This is a genomic window from Bacillus cereus (assembly GCF_025917685.1).
In the GTDB taxonomy this organism is placed as follows: Bacteria; Bacillota; Bacilli; order Bacillales; family Bacillaceae_G; genus Bacillus_A; species Bacillus_A cereus_AT.
This window is the reverse complement of the sequence record NZ_CP089518.1, coordinates 1,854,043-1,872,633: the sequence shown is the minus strand read 5'-3', so window position 1 is coordinate 1,872,633 and position 18,591 is coordinate 1,854,043. Positions and strand designations below refer to the sequence as shown.

Sequence of the window (18,591 nt, the reverse complement as noted above, 5' to 3'; positions counted from 1 at the left end):
TAAAGAATACAAAATAGATAACGCTTTCACAATAAACATCTTGTCCTGTTTTTTAGATATCTTGCTTTTTACTGAATATCCCACTAAAATCTTTATAATATAGATAAAAAGTCTACGAAGGAGGGATTCATTTGTCCAATGAAGTATATGAGATTCCGCAATTTCAACGAAACCATCTTCCAGTAAAACTTCTTTATATAACAAAATCAAAATACGATAAAGATTGGCATAGCACCATTCATGCGCATCACTTTACAGAGCTATTGTATATTACCAAGGGCAAAGGAACTTTTATCTTTTACAAAGAAGAAATCCCCGTCCAAGAGCACAATTTGATTATCATCAATCCAAATATCGAGCACACGGAAAAGTCTGATAGTAATCACCCACTCGAATACATCGCACTCGGTATTCAAGGTCTTTCCTTTTCATCCATAGAAAATCCTAGTCAAGTCACTATTCATAATTATAAACAGGATCAAAAAAATTTCCTCTTCTACCTTCAGCAATTGGTCGAGGAAGTGGAAAACCATCAAGAAGATTACGATTTAATTATACAAAATGTTCTGGAAATTTTGTTACTTAAGATGATGAGAAAAAAATCTTTCAATGTAGAGAAAACATCTACTCAAAAAATCAATAAAGATATTGAATTTATTAAAAACTATATTAAGCAACATTTTCACGAAAATATCAGCCTGGATACATTAGCAAGAATCAGTCATATTAATAAATATTATCTATCCCATTCCTTCAGGAAATTCGTCGGTGTTTCGCCTATTGAATACTTAATTCAAACTCGTATTAGAGAAAGTAAAATATTGTTAGAAACTACCAACTATTCGATTTCTAATATTTCAACTATTACCGGTTTTTCTTCCCAATCATTCTTTGCACAATCATTTAAACGAGAAACGAATCTATCTCCTTCACATTACAGAAACGCTATAAATTCTAGCAAAAACAAACCAGATTCTAGCGCAAAAATTTAAGAATAATTGCAATGAATCTATACTTCTTTAATATATTGTTGCTATTATTTTAGAAAGGGGAGTGTTCCTATGATTCAACAATTAAAAACATATTATGGTGAGGATATAAAAATCAATGAAGCTGTGTTGTCTGAGGATTATAGCTGGTTTTTAGTTGAAGGAAACAAAGTCGGAATTCGAAAAATCCGATTGCATCAAAGGGAACATCAATTGCTTTCATCCATCTTAACACCCATCCATACTGATACATTTTATAGAACAGAAAAAGAAAAATCGTGGTATGAAGCATTATACAAAAATAATATTATCTCTATACTATCAGTTCGTTTTTTACACTTCTTCACAACACAACCTATAGTAGAGAGAGAAGAATTTCAAGATGCTTTACAGTCTATGTTTTCTTTTACTACTACAATGATATGGGAAACTTCACAAGCCGGTGTTCTCATCTTAGAAGAAAACATACCAGAATCTGTATTGCAAACAGCCTTAGATACACTAGAAACAGATTTTTTTATATCCCTATCCTTCTTTGTTGGAAGACGCTATACGCAAACAACTGAATTTGCTTATCTGTATCAATGGGAGCAAAAATTATTTTCTGTTCTTTCTCCCTATCTATCTAAAAAAATTACATACATTGAACAACTCCTCCCTTATCAATTAATAATCTCATTACCGAAAGAAGAAAGAAAAAAATACACGAATCAATTATTGGCACACATTTCAAATGACAAAGAACTAATAGATAGCGTTAAAGTATTCTTCCAATGTAACTTAAATGTATCTCTTGCAGCTAAACAATTATATTTACATCGTAATACTTTACAATATCGAATTGATAAATTTATTGAAAAGACAGGAATTAATATAAAAACTTTCGAAGGTGCAGTAACAGTTTATATGGCGTTTCTTTCATTGGATATTTCGTAAACTTGCATAAAAGCCTCTTATTCTTTTGTGCACTATGCCGATTTACTTACGGTTTTAATAATCTTATAATTCAATTAATTCAAAAAAAGGAGTGAGTAATCATGACCGAACTTGTATTAGATCATATTTTTAAAGTTTATGATAATAAAACCACTGCTGTTTCTGACTTTAATTTACATATTGAAGATAAAGAGTTTATCGTATTTGTAGGTCCTTCTGGATGTGGAAAATCAACAACTCTACGTATGATTGCAGGTCTAGAAGACATTTCTAATGGTTCGTTTTATATTGATGGAGAGCGTATGAATGATATCGCTCCAAAAGATCGCAACATTGCGATGGTATTTCAAAATTACGCACTATACCCACATATGACTGTTTATGATAATATCGCTTTTGGCTTGAAACTACGCAAACTTCCCAAAGATGAAATTAATCGCCGAGTAACGGAGGCGGCGAAAATCTTAGGGCTTGAAGATTACTTAGAACGAAAACCAAAGGCATTATCAGGTGGACAACGCCAACGGGTTGCACTAGGAAGAGCTATCGTCCGTGACGCAAAAGTGTTTTTAATGGACGAGCCTCTATCCAATTTAGACGCAAAATTACGCGTAAGTATGCGTTCAGAAATCTCTAAACTTCATCGCCGGTTAAATACGACCACTATATATGTGACACATGATCAAACAGAAGCAATGACAATGGCATCACGCCTTGTTGTTATGAAGGATGGGCTCATCCAGCAAGTTGGTACTCCAAAAGAAGTATATGATAATCCTGAAAACATTTTTGTTGGCGGATTCATTGGTTCTCCAGCTATGAATTTCTTTACCGGGGCATTACAAGATAATTATTTTCATATAGAAAACATCCGCTTCAAAATACCAGATGGTCAACTAAAAACGTTAAAGAATAAAGGATATGATAAAAAAGAAATCATACTTGGTATTCGCCCTGAAGACATTCATGATGAACCCATTGTTCTTCAATCTTCTCCTGAATCGACCGTCGAAATTACAGTAGAAGTTGCTGAATTATTAGGAGCTGAGACGATGATTCATGGAAAACTTGCGAGCCAAAATTTTATTGCACGAATCAATGCTCGTTCAGAAATTAAAGCTACCGATAAAATTCCGTTAGCTTTTAGTTTAACTAAAGCTCATTTTTTCGATATTGATACAGAACAACGTATACGTAATAATTGATGGATGAATTCTTTCTAATTTTGGACAGACTGGTCCCGTAAATCAAGCTCTTCTTTTTTAATCATATGCATAGCTTCTACTTCAGAAAGAATAGATGTAGCTGTGTCAAAACATTTCGTGAAGAAGATTTAAATGCTAGATTCCCCGGTTTATTAGATATTGTATTAAACGAGACAGAACCATACTAAAAAACATCTCATATTCATATGAGATGTTTTTTAGTAGTTCCTATTCTTTTAGCAAATCTATTAATCCGTTACCTTCAGATGTACGTTCATACCCTAAAGGTACAGTCCTTTTAATAAGTTGTGCGTATATTTCTGGCTCTGATAACTTTCTGCCATATTCTCTCTCGCATTGCTTAATGAGTAGTGCGAGAGCCCCAGCTACATGCGGCGTCGCCATTGAAGTACCACTTAATACCGCATATTTCCCTTCTGGATACGTAGATAGTATTTCATCACCTGGTGCTACTAAATCGATTTCTTGATTCGAATTACTAAAGCATGAAATTTTCCGCTCTAAATTAACAGCCCCTACTTCAATCACTTCAGAATAAGCACCTGGAAAATCTAATTCTTCAGTTTCATCGTTACAATCTCCATCATTTCCAGCAGCACATACAACGAGAACATCTTGCCTCACCGCATTTTGAATAGCTTCATGTAACTCTGGTACATCTTGTGGACCACCAAGTGACATTGAAATAATTCTCACTTTCTCTTTATTCGGTCCTCTCCAATTTACAGCATAATGAATAGCCTCAATAATTTGCTCATAACTTCCAGAACCGTCTCCTGCTAATACTTTTAATACTAACATTTTAGCAAGTGGTGCTACACCTAATACACCCACTCCATTTTCAGTCGCTGCAATTGTCCCCGCTACATGAGTACCATGCCCGTTATTATCAAGATAAATATTGGGATTTCCTTCATAATCTTTCGTGAAATTTCTCCCACCAACAATACGATCTTTTAAATCTACATGATTTATATCACAACCTGTATCTAAAACGGCAACGACAATGTCTTTTCCTTTCGCGCTCTTTTCCCATACTTGCGGAGCATGAATCAATTGTACACCTGGTGGAATTTCATTTACTTGTTCAACCACCTTATTTACGGTAAACGGAATTAATTTAATGCCTTTTTGTTTATTCGCTGTACTACTATTCATCGTAATCCCTCCTGAAAATGTATTATTTTCATTTCAGACCACTATTGAGTACGTTTAAACTTAACATTCGTTTTATTCGTTCCATTTCCCTTCCTCTCAAATATTTCTCAATAAACAAAAGAAAAGGACCCATTAAATGGTCCTTTTCTTTTTTAGTTTTTCAAAAGAATAATATAAAGTGAAACTATAATCAGTGGGGGTGTTCATCCCCCACTGATTATTAGCCCTCACCAATCGGGCGTTTACGGGCAGTCCGACTCCCACCTAACTTCTTTGCTTCAGCCGAGTTTTGAGGTGGGAGTTTTACTGCCCACAAATAGCGGGATAAATTAAGACTAAATCTCACTTTTTTTCAAAAACTGCTCAATTTCTTTTATTACATGTTTTGCGCCTTCTATACTAACAGTAATGTTTCCATTTGCTAATGAAATATTTTGATCTGAAACATCACCTGTTATTTGACAAGCATTGTAAGGTTGATATTTTTGTAAAATAACTTTATCTTCTTCTACAAAAATTTCAAGTGGTGATTTGATTTGTATTCCTAATACATCTCGTAATTCTTTAGGAATAACTATCCGTCCCAATTCATCTACTTTTCGAATAATTCCTGTTGCTTTCATGTTACTCCCCCCTTACTCTCTATTATTTTTTTCACCTCGCTATTTTCATTTTATCACTATATATTTGGTAATGCCTTACTCTTTTTAGAAAATATAGGACAAAAGTTAAAAAAACACATTTAACGAATATTCAATCTTTCTTTCAATTGTTTTAAATAACGAGCTCGTATAATGACGAAATACAAAACTTGAATACTTACAAAAATACTTAATACAATCGTATTCTCTTTAAACAGTGAGTACTCAAACATTTGTCCTAACGCAGTTAATGCTACTGCCCCATGTAATGTTGCAACTCCAACTGGAACGAAGAATAAAAGCGCTAAGCGGATTGTGACTACTTTCGATAATTCGCCTCTCGTCAATCCAACTTTTCGAATCATTTCAAATAAACGAGTATCGTCCTCCAAATCAGAAAATAAGCGGAAGTAAAGGAAGCTTCCTGCACAAACAAAAAATACAATACCTATAAAGAAACCTACAAATAAAATGGGTCCTGCAATTTGTAAACTTTGATTTTGATCGTACTCTTCTGCACTAAACGTTGCATGTTCTTGATAAGGCTTAATCTGATGTGTAAGCTCTTTACCAACCTCAATTTCATCTTTCGTTCCTTTTGTTTTATACATATAATCTTTTTCTTCTTTAAATCCATCTTGTAATGAATCATATTGATTATTAGAGATTACATAAACATTACCTCTTAATATTTTACTCAATGAAGACGAAGTAACTTTTTTCACTTTTAACTGTTCATTCATATTGGGTAAAGCGATTTCTTTTCTTTCTTTCATTGGTGGTCCAGGTATTTCAACTGACAAAAATAAAGCCTCTTTATTTGATACAGTATTAAATGGTTCTCCTGTTAATTTTGCATATTCCTTATAATCCGATTCTTTTATAAAAGTAGCGCTTCTTAACGACTGCTCCTCCGCTTTTTTCGTAGAAACATTTATTTTTGAAGCTTCTATATTATATTTCTTTAATCCTTTGTCAATCATTTGTATATGCTGTATTTCGCTAGTATTTTCTTTCTTTGAGTGGTAATGAAACGCAATTGGTCTGTCCATAATTTCTTTCGTCATTGATGCAAATCCAACCAATGTACCTATTGCTGAAAATGCTACTGTTGAAATAATCGTTACAATAAAGAACATTCTTGCGTTATCTCTCATACGGTACGCTAAATCTGACAAAGTAATAATATTTGTTTGTGTCCAATAGAAACGTTTACTTTTTTTACATAATCGAATAATAAAGACGCTCAACTGCTTGTACAGCAAATACGTACCGATAGTGACTACCGTTGTAACAGGAATCATCATAATAAATACCATTGCACCATGTGACATAAGCGCTCCTGCATAACCCGCACTAAGCAATACTACTGCTAATATAGAAGAAATAATTGATGCTTTTGGTTCTGGCTTCGCCTCTGCTGATCCTCTAAACAACTTCATAATTTTATTTTTACGAACCATTCCGGCACTAAATAAGGAAATGATAATAAATAATATGAAAAACATAATACTCGTTACAACTATCGCTTTCATCGGTATGTAATAGGATAAGGAAATATCTAGTTTTAATATCATTGGGGCTACAAAAATTAGTACTCCTGAAAACAGCATACCTGAAAGAATCCCGAAAATAATTGCCCCTATTCCAATCATGATATTTTCAAAGAAGATAAGACGCTTTAATTGATATTTCGTCATTCCAAGCATCATTAATATCCCTAGCTCACGTTTTCTCGTTTTTAAAAACATTCCCATAGAATATAAAATGAAGAAAAATGTAAACAAGTAAATAATAGACTGTGCAAAAGACATACTTACGAATACGTACTGTCCTAATTGTCCAGCACTTAATGCCGGATGAAACGCAAAAAATGAATACACAAAAAAGGCCATAATAGCAAATGCACTACTCAAAAAATATGCTGAATATGTTCGTCTATTTCGCGTTACATTTCGAAATGCAAGTTCTCTAATGTTCATACTACTTCTCCGCCCTTCTACTAACTTTGCTTTTTTATATTAGTAAAATTCGGAAATACCTTCCATCGATTCAAATGACAAAAACCTTACATTATTGAAAGGTTTAAAAAAATTGCTTATACAAAACAGTTTATTTATAATAACTTCATTCATATTCATACACGCATCCTATTGTATATTCGTTAGTTTTGCGAAATAATAAAGGATAGAAGTATGTACCAATATACATATAAACTTATTTACCGCTTTAATATGAATAGGAGGAAACATAATGACATTACAAGAACAGATTATGAAAGCATTACATGTTCAGTCTGTAATTGATCCGAAAGCAGAAATCCGTAAACGTGTTGATTTCTTAAAAGATTATGTAAAAAAAACAGGTGCGAAAGGATTTGTACTTGGAATTAGTGGTGGACAAGACTCTACATTAGCTGGACGTTTAGCTCAGCTTGCAGTTGAGGAAATTCGTAATGAAGGTGGGAACGCAACGTTTATCGCTGTACGTCTTCCTTACAAAGTGCAAAAGGATGAAGATGATGCACAATTAGCATTACAATTTATCCAAGCTGATCAATCAACTGCATTTGATATCGCTTCAACCGTTGACGCCTTCTCAAATCAATATGAAAACTTATTAGGTGAATCATTAACAGATTTCAATAAAGGAAACGTAAAAGCACGCATTCGCATGGTTACACAATACGCAATCGGCGGACAACAAGGACTACTTGTTATCGGAACAGATCACGCTGCAGAAGCTGTAACAGGATTCTTTACAAAATTCGGAGATGGTGGTGCGGACCTATTACCATTAACAGGATTAACGAAGCGCCAAGGACGTGCTTTATTACAAGAATTAGGTGCGGACGAGCGACTTTACTTAAAAATGCCAACAGCTGATTTATTAGATGAAAAACCAGGTCAAGCTGATGAAACAGAGTTAGGTATTACTTACGATCAATTAGATGACTATTTAGAAGGTAAAGCAGTTCCAGCTGACGTTGCTGAAAAGATTGAGAAGCGTTACACAGTAAGTGAGCATAAAAGACACGTACCAGCGTCAATGTTTGATGATTGGTGGAAATAACACATAAAAAAGAAGCTAAATGAGATTAGCTTCTTTTTTATGTGTTAGCGATATACCCCAACTCTTTTCTCTAATAAATCCTGTAAGCAATCTTCATGTTGTTTACAAAATAACGGAGGCATTTTGTCTAACGGGAAAAACTTCAAATCCAACGTTTCATCGCCGTCTACTTTTTTCTCTCCTCCGGAAATTGAGCATGAAAAGACTATCACAATTGACTGGGCTCTGTCTCCATTTGGATATGTTTGAAAATATTTTGTATACACCCCGATAAGCTCATTTATTTCTACATCATAACCTGTTTCTTCTTTTATTTCTCGAATCGCAGTTTCTGCGGCAGATTCTCCGATTTCCATTGCACCGCCAGGAAATCCCCAAGCGTTAAAATCACCTCTTTTTTGCAGTAATACTTCTCCATGTTCATTCAACACACAACCGCCCGCAAAGTTTAAGAAAACGCAGTCGTGCCCTACTTTTTCACGTAATTCTTTTATATAATTAGCCATGCTCTTCCCCTTTTCATACATCTTCTATCGCTATTTCTTATCTTTTTCAAACAATTCAATAATTCGATCTAGCTGCTAGTTCATATTGATCACATGTTGTTTTTTCATAGTGTTGTTTTGCAATAATCTTTTAATGAACAGAGTAAATGATATGAAAAACAAAACGATAAGCCCGACTACTAAACAAGTATATATCGATGTAAAAATATTACTTTCGAACAAATCCATTCAGATTCCACATCCTTCCTCTTTTTATTTTATCATATAATTCCGATTTTTGAAGCAATACATAATAAAAGAACACCTTTTACAGGTGCTCTTTTTCATTTCTTAATACGTAAATGTAATTGTCGCTAATGAATAATCTGCCATTGCACTATATGGTGCTACTTGATAAGATACACGCTTTGCACCTTTTGGCCAATTTATTTCATTTAATACTTTCTTTATATCTTGCATTGTTCCATCCATGGACTGCTTATATCGTACTTCTACCTTTTCTGGCTTAGAAGCGAATTGTTGCTGCAATTTTTTCTTGAATTCATTGTAAGTTTCCGCTCCATATTGTGCAGATAAATACTTTAAATTTGTTTCTTTTAGCATTTGTTCATATGCAACAGTTTTTGAACTACCGGCTTTTATTTTACTTGTTAATTCACCAAAGTAACTTGTAGTTGCTGCTGGGTATTTACTTCGATCCCAATCATGGTCTTTACTTAATTGCTCGTCAGACATATTAAAATATGAATATGTTACGCGCCCAGCTTTATCTGGTACTGGATCATCGAATGTAGTATCAAGATGATACCATTTGTTTTCAATGTCCACTAAATTCCATGCATGAGCTTGTCCATTTCCTGTACCTGTTACAATATGATTTTGAATACTTGCTTCTTTTAGTAACTCATATGTTAATAATGTATATCCTTGGCAAACTGCAGAACCATTCGCTAACGCTTCATATGCTGTATACGCTTGATAAGACGTATCATAAGATACATGTTTTACAACGTAATCATGAATAGCTTTTACTTTCTCATGCTCATCCATTCCTGGTTTTACAATTGAACCGATAATTGCTTTTACCTGAGATTTTACATATTGTGTTTGCTCTTTTGATTCACGATATTTCACTTGTAATGTAAACGTATAATTCCCTGGCATCCCTTTTATAGAATATTTAGTAGACGCTACATTATATTTTACATACTCATCAGCATCTACAATTTTATTATACTCTTTGTATAATTGATCCATAACATCTCTAGCATTTCTATCTTTTGTTTTATATGCGATTGTAATATTTTCATCTCGATTATCAATATGTTTTTTTAATTCTTTTCTGAAATCATTTAACAACTTTGCATCTGATTGTGCTGTCACTGTAGTCGGATTCGTAGCCGCATAAGATACAGATGACGCCTGTAAGCCTCCTATTGCTATAGTTGAACAAAGTGCGGCAACTGTCACATACTTACTTGTCTTTCCCATCTTGTCACTCCTTACATTCTATAACTATACGAAAAAGTATCGTATAGTTTCAGAGTATACAATACTTTTCAAAATAGGTCATATGAGATTATGCATATTTAACATTGTAAAAAGGTTGTTCTTTTTACAAGAACAACCTTTTTCATTAACAAGTTTGTAATACACAGCATGTATTTTCAAAACGTCGATTTTTCAAATCTTCATTACTAATACAGAAATACAGCATTCCTAATTCTCCCCAAACCATATTACAATTTTTATGATCTGAATCAATTTGGAATAAAAGCGTCATTTGCTGTGGCTCTATCCCCATATATTCCCCTGTCTCATATAATACTTCCTCTTGTACAGAGAATGGCTCACCAAACATTTGATGATTATCATAGTTGTCTGGAATTAGCTCTTCAAGTAATTGCAAGAAACGATCTGAATCTGCCTCATCTTCAATGAAAAGTTCTGGTAATTTATAAGTCAGTTCAAAAGTAATTGCGCATTGAGTATACTTCGCTTGCGTTTCATTTGCTCTACATAATTGTTCTACAGGGAAATCATAATAAAGTACACGTCCAGCTTTGGTTTGATCCACGTCTTCTTCAAAGTAATTTTCAATACTAAAGAAATATAACATCCCTGTTTTAGGAAGATTGTGTTCCATACGAACGTTTTGTAAATCACTTAAATTAAATTGTGCAATAAAATGTAATGGGGTTCCTTTATACATTGGATATTCAAATGAATCCGGCAAATCAGGAACTCCCCCCATTTTCGAACTACCTATCGCAACTCTTTCCTCCTGCTTTGGCACAACTTTTACACAAGGAAATACAGTATTAATAAGTTCCTCTTTTAAATGTGACAGTCCATATTTATCAATTAATACTTCAATTTTTTTATCCATAAATTCTCCTTACATTTACATACTTATTTGTATCATAGCACAAAGATTATACTCCATTTATCGTAAAATCAACAAGCCTTCAAAAAACGGGCTTATCCCTCATACGCGAACAAGTTTAAAAAAGCATAGTATACATTGTTCCTACAAACACGATAGTTCATTATTTCTTCCAGTACATTTTCCCCTCGTTCATTTTTATTTTTAATTTAAGGAGGAATTCCACATGGGTTACGGATATAGTTGCGGTGGTTATGGCGGCGGTTACGGTTACGGCGGTAGTTGTGGTGGATGTGGTTATGGAGGTTTCGCTTTATTAATCGTTTTATTTATCCTTCTAATCATCATCGGAGCTAGCTGTTGGGGCGGCTTTGTAGGCTGCTAGTAAACTCAAAAACTATTGTAAAAAAGCACGTACAATACGTGCTTTTTTGCCATTTTCAAATCTTTTATTCGAAAGGAAGTATGATTGATGAAGATTGATGGTGTTTTTGAAGGAGGCGGTGTACGCGGAGTTGCGCATGTAGGAGCAATTTGCGCGTTAGCTGAAAAAGGCTATGAATGGGAGCGTGTTGCTGGAACATCAGCTGGTTCAATTATCGCAGCGCTCCTAGCAGCAGGATATTCTTGTTCAGAGTTAAAAACGATAATAACTGATATTGATTATAATAAATTTATGAAGAAAACCTTTATTGACAGAATCCCGTTTATCGGCAAAGGATTAAGCGCATGGACTACTCTTGGTATTTACTCTAATATTTTTATAGAAGAATGGATTGAAGCATTACTTCGAAAAAAAGGAATTCACTTATTTACAGATTTACCTGATTTAAATAAGCTTAAAATTATCGCTTCTGATATAAGTAATGGTAAAATGGTTGTCTTCCCCGATGATTTACCGAACTATGGATTTTTAAATTATCGCTTCTCTATTGCTAAAGCTGTAAGAATGAGTAGTACAATCCCCTTCTTCTTTGAACCCGTAAAATGGAGAACCCCAAAATGGAAGCAACCCTGTTATATGGTTGATGGAGGGATTTTAAGCAATTATCCAATTTGGATTTTCGACTCACCCACCTCTCCTCGCTGGCCGACTTTTGGGTTTCATTTTGTAAAAGATGAGATTCAAGCTGATCCTGCCCACTATAACGAGCCTATCTCCATGTTCAAAGGACTATTTAAAACAATGATGCAAGCCCATGATTTACGTCATTTAGACAAGGAATCTAAAGCAAGAACGATTACAATTCCAACAGGATCCATTACAAGTACAAACTTTGAGTTAACAAAGGAAGAAAAAGAGTGGCTTTACAATTCTGGTTATAACGCTGCAAATAAGTTTATACAATCTTGGAACTTCAGACAATATATTGATGAATATAGAAACGGAAATCAGGACCGAAAAACAAATCGGTATTTCCGTCAACTTGACTCATAATACTATTATTTTTCATACGAGAACACTTAACGCTTTCAAAAAAAATAAGCCTAGTAATATCATATATTACTAGGCTTATTTACTTCTTGCATAATTATTATACGTTGCTTAAGGATAAGTTAACCCTTCAGCTTCCTCCGCAGTAATAACTGTGTATCGATTTCCCGTTCGTAATCCTAACAATTCTGCTTTTTCAATTGCATCCTGCTTCGTCTCCGCATAAGCAGCTAAATATTTATCCCCATCGATAATTTGGCAAATTACATATCGTTTCATTATTTTCTCCTCTTACATTTTCATTAGTTGTGCAAATTTTTTTATACCTATTTCAATTTCTTCTAACGTTGCGTATGAATATGATAGGCGCAAAAATTGGTTTGCACTTCTATCATACAAAGTACCTGGATTTAATAAAATCTTTTCTTTCAAAGCTTTGTCAAATAAGCTACGGTTCGAAACGGGTACATTCAAATGTAACCAAATATAAAAACCACCTGCCGGTTCATACCATGTGGCTATACCATGACAATATTTCTCTAACATTTGTAACATAAAATCTCTGCGCTTTTTCAACTTAATTCTTACAAACTGTAAATGTTCATCATACAATCCATTTGTAAACCATTCCGCTGCAATTTGCTGAGATATAGAACTTGAACCATAATCTGTTTGCATTTTTATGTCTGCCAATCTTTGAATGACTGGCTCAGGTCCAACAATCCATCCAATTCTTAATCCTGGACTAATTACTTTAGACATACTCCCTATATGTAGTACAATTCCGTTTTTATCATATGCCTTTAAAGGCTTTGAAACAGGCTCATCAAACCATAAGTCTTGATACACCGCGTCCTCTATAATAGGCAATCCAATTTCATTACAGATTTCCATCACTTCTATTCGTTTCTTCGCATTCATACTAAAGTTCGTAGGATTATGAAAAGACGGGATTGTATATAAAATAGATGCATTAAATTGCTTCTTATATTTCGTAATATATGATGCATTTAAACCATTCTCATCCATTGGTATTCCAATTAAACGCATTCCTGCTGATTGAAATACATTAAGCGAATATAAATATGATGGTTTTTCTAATAAAATTGACGCTCCTTTCGGAAGAAGCCCCATAGAAATAAGTTGCAGTGCTTGAATTGCCCCTGAAACAATTAAAATAGAGTCAGGAGATACATATACCCCATGCCCTTTTAAATATTCCGCAATTTTTTCTCTTAAATAAAGATTTCCTTTCGGTTCCTCATACCCAAGTGTAACATTTGATTGTAAAATTTTATTAATAATTTCCTTCATCTTTTTCTCAGGTAAGAGGCTCGGCGCGAGCTCACCTGTTCCTAATCGAATTACATTGGGAGTAAATTCAGCTTGATTAATCTCTTGTACAGCAGGAAGATTTGGATAATGAAGCCCTGTTTCCACATAGGACCGCCAGTTAGGAGGGGGTGCATATGTGGCAGTACTCTCACTATTATTTATAACAATTGTTCCCTTCCGGCCATTCCCCTCAATATACCCTTTTGCTACTAATTCATCGAAAGCCATTACAATTGTACTTCGATTTACTTCAAACGTATGCGCCAAATCTCTTTGTGAAGGTAATTTAGTTCCAACTGTCCATTCCCCATTAACAATTCTTTCTTTTATATAAGATTCTATTTGTTTATATAATGGAATAGGTGAAGACATATTAGGTTTCCAAACTAACCTTTCCATCATATCACCTCACATTTTTTTGGTTGGTAACCTATCCAACCATATGGATGGATACAAACTTTCATTTCTTCTATACAATATACACTATCATAATTAATCACATTAAGTAGGAGGTAATATGATGAATGAAGCAATTATTCACGGTATCATCCTTGCATTTGGTCTTATTATTCCATTAGGTGTCCAAAATATTTTTGTCTTTAACCAAGGTGCGAGCCAACCAAATATTTGGAGAGTAGCCCCTGTAGTATTAACTGCATCTATATGTGATACGTTGCTAATTTTAATTGCTGTACAGGGTGTCTCCCTTGTGCTCCTAACTTTCTCTTGGTTAACAACCACCTTGTATTTGATTGGATTTTTCTTTCTTATGTATATGGGCTGGGTTATTTGGAGAAGCGATCCTGCAAATGATGTAAAACAAGAAAAAAGTATGCCTTTAAAAAATCAAATTATTTTCGCAGCATCGGTTTCATTACTAAATCCACACGCAATTTTAGACACAATTGGTGTAATTGGAACAAACTCTATCCAATACATAGGAAGTGAAAAATGGGCTTTCACTTTTGCAACAATTATAGTTTCTTGGATTTGGTTTATTAGCTTAGCTTTAGCTGGAAAATTCCTAAAAGGATTAGATTCAACAGGAAAAACGATTACGGTATTAAATAAATTTTCAGGACTAATCATATGGGGAGTCGGGCTTTACATGTTAAAACAAGTTATTTTTCCTAACTAAATAAAATGAAACTTTAATCAGTGGGGGTTTCCCCACTGATTATTAGCCCACAAATAGCAGACAAAGAGAACCGCATGCTAATTACATAGCATACAATTCTCTTTCTAATTATGAAGTCGGTTCCGGTTTTTGTTTTACCATCATTGTATCTTTTGCTGGTTTAATCCAAATGATTGCTATGACGGCACCAATAATAGCGAAAATACTTGTTAAATAAAACACTTCATGATCCGTCCCTTTCATAAAAAAAGAATAAAGGGGTGGTCCAGCTGCTACACCGATAAATCGCATTGAACTATAAAATGACGTAACTGTTCCTCTCTGCTCTTTTTCAATTCCTTGTGTAAGTAGAGCATCTAAACAAGGTAGTGCAATACCTATTCCAATCCCCATAATAACAAGACAAAGAACTAGTAAATAGATTCCTTTTAGGAATAAAGGTAAGAAGACCGATACAGCAGCCAGTAAAAATCCAATATAAATACACTTTTTCATAATATCTTGTTTATCTCCAATTTTTTTACCAGCCATATATGAGCTAAGTGATAGTACAAGCAAAGGAATAGCGAGTACACACCCTTTCCATATACCATGAATTTCGTACTTCGACTCCAGTATAGTTGACAGATAAAAAAGGATTCCGAATAAAATAAGCATAATAATTGCACCTAATATAAAAATGGCAATTAACCATCTTCCCTTTTCCCGAAACGTAGAGATAATAGATTGAACAAACTCTTTCAATGGCGGGACTTCTTCTTCTTGCTTCTTCGCCTTTACTAGCACCAATAATAAAACAATCGATATTACACATAAAACTGGGATTGCCCAAAATGGTAAGAACCATACAATTGCCGCAAGAGCTGATCCTAATATGGGACTCAATACTTTTCCAAATGTATTTGACGTCTCAATGATTCCTAAGCCTGCACTAACCTGTTTTTCATCTTTGTATAAATCACCTACACATGGTATCACAACTGGCATAGCACCAGCAGCACCGATCCCTTGAATCGCTCTTCCGATAAGAATCCAAACGTAAGGATTATCAACTTTCCATGATACCCAGCCCGTTATCGCTCCTCCAATAGCTGCAATTAATAAACTTGGAACCATTACCATCTTTCGTCCCCATCTATCTGATAAATAACCAGCAATCGGTATGAGTATAATTGCAATGATAGAATAAATTGTAATTATCATGGATACTTGGAAAGATGAAATATGTAATTTCTTTTCAATGGTTGGCAGGATTGGAATAAGCATTGAATTACCTAACGTCATAACAAGTGGAACTGATGCAAGTGCAATTAAACAACAGTTTTCTTTTTTTAACATGTTGATTTCGGAACCTTTCATCATATATTTCTTACCATATAATAGCCCTGCTGGAAATTATGTTCACATTCCACCAGGGCTATTTCATCTTTACTACATTCCATTTACAACAAAAGAAATTGGATAAAATATAGCATTACTCTTATTCTTTGAATCCTGTTCACAATATATCCATACCAATTACTTGAAAATAAATAAAAAAGAAAGGAAGAATCCTTCCTTTCTCCTATAACCTTCTACATTTAGCGAGTATATCCGCCACCAAGCTGTTGTTCTGCCATCGCTACAAGGCGTTTTGTAATTTCACCACCTACAGAACCGTTTGCACGTGAAGAAGTATCAGCTCCAAGTTGTACACCAAACTCTTGTGCAATTTCATATTTCATTTGATCTAGAGCTGCTTGTGCTCCATGTGATGCTAATTGATTAGCGTTACGATTTCTAGCCATTACCGATCACCTCCTTATATATATTAAATTGTATCAAATCCAAAATTAAATACATGGTAATTTTTGGTTATTTATAAAATAAAAGAGTCTCCTAAACGAGACTCTTTCATCATTTCACCTTATGAAGTTACTACTTCTAATTTTTTATTCGTTAATGCTCTCATTTCTTCTTTTAATATATCCTTCGCATTATGTCCAAACCACTCAAGTGAAGCAAAATGTTCAGTATCTCTCACTTCCCGGATGATTTCATCATAATTTACTATACCTTCAAATAATGGAACCATTCCTATACGACTTCCAGCAGCGGCATATACATTATTTGATTCAAACACGTGTAAATACTCCGCCGATGATATATTCTTAAAATGGTAATGTTGTATCCACGGCTTTAGTCGCTGGAAACTATCTATCGGGTCTGCACCAGATTCCCATATATGAAGAAAATCTAGGTTTATTTTCAAATATGGATGATTTACTTCTTCTAACAATTTCACAGTAGACGGTAAAGTATCCGTTAACGTGTTTGGATGTGTTTCTAATAGTACATACATATTATGCTGGGAAAATTGATCACAAATCATGCGAATTCGCTTCACATACTCTACTCTCTCTTGCCCCGAGAAATCCTCACTACCTTTTTGCCCGGCAAACGTACGAATTTTATTTGTATTAAACCAATTAGCTAGTGTTACCAGCTGTTCACATTTTTCCATCGTTTTTTGAAAATCTGCGGATAATGATATGTCCAAGTAATCACTTATCATCGTGACCTCTAAATTTTTATCCTTTAAACAATCTATTTCTCGTTCTGTCGTTTCACGCTCTTGTATATATAAATTTTGTGCATGAGTCCCCCACAACTCAATTCCTTTAAAACCGTTTTCATATGCAAATTGAACAATATCAGTAAATGAAATTAATTGATGGCGAAATGAAATTGTACATAGCGAATATTTCATAGGTTTGAACTCCCTTATCTTAAATTCAATGAACTTATATTAGTTAAAACAGACTGATTTGTTTTTCATATCTTTCCATGACAGAAACTGTTTTTCTAATTCATTCTTAATCTGCAGTTCAATTGTATTCATTTCATCAAGTTTTCCAACAATCGCTAATAACATATCTTTATTTTTTGTCATTGCCATTTTAATAGCACGGTACTGTACATTTGTAAATCCTTGTACAATCTCTTCCACTCGATCACACCAATAATCAAATTCTTGCTCCGAATATTGTAAAGTTTCACGGAAGTATGCAAAGGCATGTTCATAGCTATATTTACGTATTGCTAATACGGGTATTTGCTTTACTGCCGCTACAAGCCCGGAAAGTGAATACCCATCCTCTTCATTTACCATTTTTATTATTAATTTTTTTAATTCCATAGTTAGCTCATTATCATCCTTTTTGAATGTCTCCATGAAATAACTTTCTACCATCTCTTGTGTTGGCTCCTGAATTCCTTCTATATCAATGAAATAGCCTCCACCAAATGGGTTGCCTTTAACAGAATGGAGCACTTCTTCTCTTTCCATATTCCCTTCCCAGCGAAAATCAGGATCAAGCATGAACCATTCGTCTTCTTTCTCTGTCTTCGATATCATTAAGTAATGCGGAAACGGTTTTTGATGAAATTTATTTTCTCTCTCAGGCAATAAAGACATATCAACCATTACAATTACGTAACGATTTTCCGGTTTATTTTCTACTAATTCTAAAAATGTTTCTACATTGATACTCTTATCTTTTGAATGATCGTACCATTCGTTCACTTTAATACCATACAATTTTTCATACCAGAGCAAGTAGTTATCATGGTTAATGTTTTCGGAATGATAAGAAATAATCCCGCCTTCTGTTATATCAAAATCTCCATCCCATAATCCGAAATAAAATGGACGGTAATCTATATCGCTACGCCTTTTTATAATTTCACAAAAACAACTCACTAAACAGTGAACTTTAATTGAAGTCAT

Annotated in this window: 20 protein-coding genes and 1 pseudogene; 7 read left to right on the top strand and 14 right to left on the bottom strand. The window is 34.1% G+C overall.

From position 1 onward, the window contains the following. Nucleotides 1-131: 131 nt before the first annotated feature. The 3 genes from LUS72_RS09725 (at nt 132) to LUS72_RS09715 (ending at nt 3,130) form a co-directional block, all read left to right on the top strand. Nucleotides 132-992 (top strand): AraC family transcriptional regulator, encoded by an 861-nt coding sequence (locus LUS72_RS09725; protein WP_097829770.1) that lies wholly within the window; start codon nt 132-134, stop codon nt 990-992. 69 nt (nt 993-1,061) lie between these two features. Further along, on the top strand, nt 1,062-1,925 hold the full coding sequence (locus tag LUS72_RS09720; RefSeq protein WP_097829771.1) for a PucR family transcriptional regulator: 864 nt from the start codon (nt 1,062-1,064) through the stop codon (nt 1,923-1,925). A 101-nt stretch (nt 1,926-2,026) separates the two neighbouring features. Continuing rightward, a complete protein-coding gene (locus tag LUS72_RS09715) occupies nt 2,027-3,130 on the top strand; it encodes an ABC transporter ATP-binding protein (protein ID WP_264448862.1) in 1,104 nt (367 codons plus the stop codon). A 14-nt stretch (nt 3,131-3,144) separates the two neighbouring features. Here the strand turns inward: LUS72_RS09715 and LUS72_RS09710 are convergent. From LUS72_RS09710 to LUS72_RS09695, 4 genes and pseudogenes are all read right to left on the bottom strand, one after another. Beyond that, nucleotides 3,145-3,246, bottom strand: a pseudogene (locus tag LUS72_RS09710) (IS6 family transposase); the annotation flags it as partial. Between the two features lie 112 nt (nt 3,247-3,358). Continuing rightward, entirely contained in the window at nt 3,359-4,309 is a 951-nt protein-coding gene (locus tag LUS72_RS09705) for a serine protease (RefSeq protein WP_264448861.1), read from the bottom strand. Between the two features lie 335 nt (nt 4,310-4,644). After that, entirely contained in the window at nt 4,645-4,932 is a 288-nt protein-coding gene (locus LUS72_RS09700; RefSeq protein WP_000648281.1) for an AbrB/MazE/SpoVT family DNA-binding domain-containing protein, read from the bottom strand. Between the two features lie 119 nt (nt 4,933-5,051). Continuing rightward, nucleotides 5,052-6,932 (bottom strand): FtsX-like permease family protein, encoded by a 1,881-nt coding sequence (locus LUS72_RS09695; protein WP_264448860.1) that lies wholly within the window; start codon nt 6,930-6,932, stop codon nt 5,052-5,054. Nucleotides 6,933-7,203: 271 nt separating this feature from the next. Here LUS72_RS09695 and nadE point away from each other — a divergent pair, with 271 nt between their 5' ends. Further along, complete coding sequence (gene nadE, locus LUS72_RS09690; RefSeq protein WP_097829775.1) at nt 7,204-8,022, top strand: ammonia-dependent NAD(+) synthetase; 819 nt, start codon at nt 7,204-7,206, stop codon at nt 8,020-8,022. Between the two features lie 44 nt (nt 8,023-8,066). On the opposite strand, the gene LUS72_RS09685 is transcribed toward nadE, so the two are convergent. The 4 genes from LUS72_RS09685 to LUS72_RS09670 form a co-directional block, all read right to left on the bottom strand. Further along, the gene (locus LUS72_RS09685; protein WP_097829776.1) at nt 8,067-8,528 is read right to left on the bottom strand and encodes an NUDIX hydrolase; all 462 of its coding nucleotides are present in this window, start codon (nt 8,526-8,528) and stop codon (nt 8,067-8,069) included. 75 nt (nt 8,529-8,603) lie between these two features. Next, nucleotides 8,604-8,756 carry a DUF4083 domain-containing protein gene (locus tag LUS72_RS09680; RefSeq protein WP_264448859.1) on the bottom strand — a complete coding sequence of 51 codons (153 nt, stop codon included), beginning with the start codon at nt 8,754-8,756 and terminating at the stop codon, nt 8,604-8,606. A gap of 102 nt (nt 8,757-8,858) precedes the next feature. Continuing rightward, the gene (locus tag LUS72_RS09675) at nt 8,859-10,019 is read right to left on the bottom strand and encodes a transglutaminase domain-containing protein (RefSeq protein ID WP_264448858.1); all 1,161 of its coding nucleotides are present in this window, start codon (nt 10,017-10,019) and stop codon (nt 8,859-8,861) included. 145 nt (nt 10,020-10,164) lie between these two features. Further along, nucleotides 10,165-10,917 (bottom strand): YwqG family protein, encoded by a 753-nt coding sequence (locus LUS72_RS09670; RefSeq protein WP_264448857.1) that lies wholly within the window; start codon nt 10,915-10,917, stop codon nt 10,165-10,167. A gap of 223 nt (nt 10,918-11,140) precedes the next feature. Here LUS72_RS09670 and LUS72_RS09665 point away from each other — a divergent pair, with 223 nt between their 5' ends. Beyond that, the gene (locus tag LUS72_RS09665) at nt 11,141-11,299 is read left to right on the top strand and encodes a YjcZ family sporulation protein (RefSeq protein ID WP_000540422.1); all 159 of its coding nucleotides are present in this window, start codon (nt 11,141-11,143) and stop codon (nt 11,297-11,299) included. 87 nt (nt 11,300-11,386) lie between these two features. Further along, the gene (locus LUS72_RS09660; protein WP_264448856.1) at nt 11,387-12,352 is read left to right on the top strand and encodes a patatin-like phospholipase family protein; all 966 of its coding nucleotides are present in this window, start codon (nt 11,387-11,389) and stop codon (nt 12,350-12,352) included. A 108-nt stretch (nt 12,353-12,460) separates the two neighbouring features. On the opposite strand, the gene LUS72_RS09655 is transcribed toward LUS72_RS09660, so the two are convergent. Further along, nucleotides 12,461-12,628 carry a DUF3933 family protein gene (locus LUS72_RS09655; protein WP_097829780.1) on the bottom strand — a complete coding sequence of 56 codons (168 nt, stop codon included), beginning with the start codon at nt 12,626-12,628 and terminating at the stop codon, nt 12,461-12,463. Nucleotides 12,629-12,640: 12 nt separating this feature from the next. Beyond that, nucleotides 12,641-14,086, bottom strand: a complete 1,446-nt coding sequence (locus tag LUS72_RS09650; RefSeq protein WP_264448855.1) for a MocR-like pyridoxine biosynthesis transcription factor PdxR — start codon at nt 14,084-14,086, stop codon at nt 12,641-12,643. Nucleotides 14,087-14,204: 118 nt separating this feature from the next. On the opposite strand from LUS72_RS09650, the gene LUS72_RS09645 reads away from it, so the two are divergent. Next, entirely contained in the window at nt 14,205-14,822 is a 618-nt protein-coding gene (locus LUS72_RS09645; protein ID WP_264448854.1) for a LysE/ArgO family amino acid transporter, read from the top strand. 108 nt (nt 14,823-14,930) lie between these two features. Here LUS72_RS09645 and LUS72_RS09640 read toward each other — a convergent pair whose 3' ends face one another. From LUS72_RS09640 to LUS72_RS09625, 4 genes are all read right to left on the bottom strand, one after another. Further along, nucleotides 14,931-16,181, bottom strand: coding sequence for a bacillibactin exporter BcbE (locus LUS72_RS09640; RefSeq protein WP_097829783.1), 1,251 nt, complete (start codon nt 16,179-16,181; stop codon nt 14,931-14,933). 221 nt (nt 16,182-16,402) lie between these two features. After that, on the bottom strand, nt 16,403-16,609 hold the full coding sequence (locus tag LUS72_RS09635; RefSeq protein WP_000113539.1) for an alpha/beta-type small acid-soluble spore protein: 207 nt from the start codon (nt 16,607-16,609) through the stop codon (nt 16,403-16,405). A gap of 119 nt (nt 16,610-16,728) precedes the next feature. Beyond that, a complete protein-coding gene (locus tag LUS72_RS09630) occupies nt 16,729-17,571 on the bottom strand; it encodes a sugar phosphate isomerase/epimerase family protein (RefSeq protein WP_264448853.1) in 843 nt (280 codons plus the stop codon). A 39-nt stretch (nt 17,572-17,610) separates the two neighbouring features. Beyond that, nucleotides 17,611-18,591, bottom strand: a complete 981-nt coding sequence (locus LUS72_RS09625) for a DUF6005 family protein (RefSeq protein ID WP_141533548.1) — start codon at nt 18,589-18,591, stop codon at nt 17,611-17,613.